The sequence below is a fragment of the Mesorhizobium sp. Arg314 genome (assembly GCF_053714275.1).
In genome coordinates, this window is record NZ_JBSKBP010000159.1 from 1 (window position 1) to 1,548 (window position 1,548).

Annotated in this window: 1 protein-coding gene; it reads right to left on the bottom strand. The window is 59.9% G+C overall.

The window, feature by feature from the left end; translation table 11 throughout:
* Nucleotides 1-317 precede the first annotated feature (317 nt).
* Nucleotides 318-1,343 carry an IS110 family RNA-guided transposase gene (locus ACWGS9_RS34795; RefSeq protein ID WP_320237133.1) on the bottom strand — a complete coding sequence of 342 codons (1,026 nt, stop codon included), beginning with the start codon at nucleotides 1,341-1,343 and terminating at the stop codon, nucleotides 318-320.
* Between the last annotated feature and the right edge of the window lie 205 nt (nucleotides 1,344-1,548).

Here is a 1,548-nt window from a genome sequence, read left to right on the forward strand (position 1 = left end):
TGGATTTGCGCCAGACCTATGTGCGGGTCGGCAAGCTGGCGCTGATCAAGCACCAGCGCTATGCGCACGCCAAGCAGATGGGGTTGTCTAATCGCAGTTGGGGCGTCAAGCGTGGAGTTTGTTGAAGCGGCACTGCCGGGTGCATGGTTGTCTTCGCGGTCGACATTAGTCGCCGCATGATGGAGCTTCGCGGGACGAGCCTTCAATGTGGACGACGCACTTTGCTGAGACAGCGGTGCAACCCCATCAGCGGAATGGCTCGGCTCACGTCCCGGCAGGGACGCCTCAGGCGTTCAGAGTCTGAACGCTATCCGGTTTTACGTTGTGGCTCCCGCATTCGGATTAAAGAGCTCACCGGTTTTAAGCATCGTATGCATTATCACCGCCAGTTTGCGCGCCACGGCCACAGCAGCTCTTTTGAAGCCGATCCTCTCCCGCAGTTGAAGTCCCCATGTGCGCAGGGTGCTGTCAGTTGAGCTACGCGTCAGAATGACCGCCGCGGCTTCGTAGAGAAGCCCTCGCAAATGGCGGTCGCCGCGTCGGGATATATGGCCGTCATAATCGACTTCTCCGGATTGGTAGCGGCGCGTCGTCAGGCCGATCCAGGCGCCAACAGATCGGGACTTCTTGAAGTTGCCCGGATCTTCAATGGCAGTGGCGAAAGAGGTCGCGGTGATGGCGCCGATGCCGGGGATCGACATGAGGATGCGGCAAGCCTGGCTTTGGCGGGCATCCGCGACGAGCTGGCGTCCGAGCTCGGCGGCGCGGATGCGAATGCCGCGCCAGGCCTCCAACATCGGCAGCACGATAAGAGCAAGCTCCTTGTTATCGATAAGGAGGCGCCGAACGTTGTTCTCGAACGTGGTTCCCTTACCTGCAGGAACGAGCAAGCCGAACGTTTTCATGATTCCACGAATCTGGTTGGAAAGCTCGGTGGTGATCCGGACCAGCCGGGTGCGTGCCGCCACGAGCGTTCGGGTCAGCATGCTGTCGTATCCTTTCACCCGCACCTCGCGGAAGAAGCCCACCTCTGCAAGCTGCGCCAAACCATCGGCGTCATTCGCATCCGTCTTATTCGCCGCCATATCGAGCGCAGCTTTGGCGTGGCGGGCATCGATGCAGATTGCCGGCAAACCCTCGGCGCGCAGCGCATGATAGAACCATACGGAGAGAGGCCCCGTTTCGAACACCACTCGCTTTACAGCTGGCGCCCGCTTGCGGACAAGCTCGGCAATGATGTTGGGATCAGATGCGCACTTCCCGCGCCAGATCCGCTCGCCTTCACGGCGGATCGACACTGCCGTCTCTTTCATCGACACGTCGAGACCGATATATTCTGCCATGGCTGTTCTCCGTTAGATGCCTGGGCCCGGCGTCTAGTCGTGAGCCCGTACCTTCATCTTATCGGGGAACAGCCACCCTCCAAGGCTATGATTGGTTCCAGGGTGCGTCGCTCCCGCGATTACCCCATGTGGATGCCAGCCTTCTCCGACGGCATCGCAATATGCCAAGTTCGTGGTGCTACAGCCACGCAAAGGAGAGGAAAGC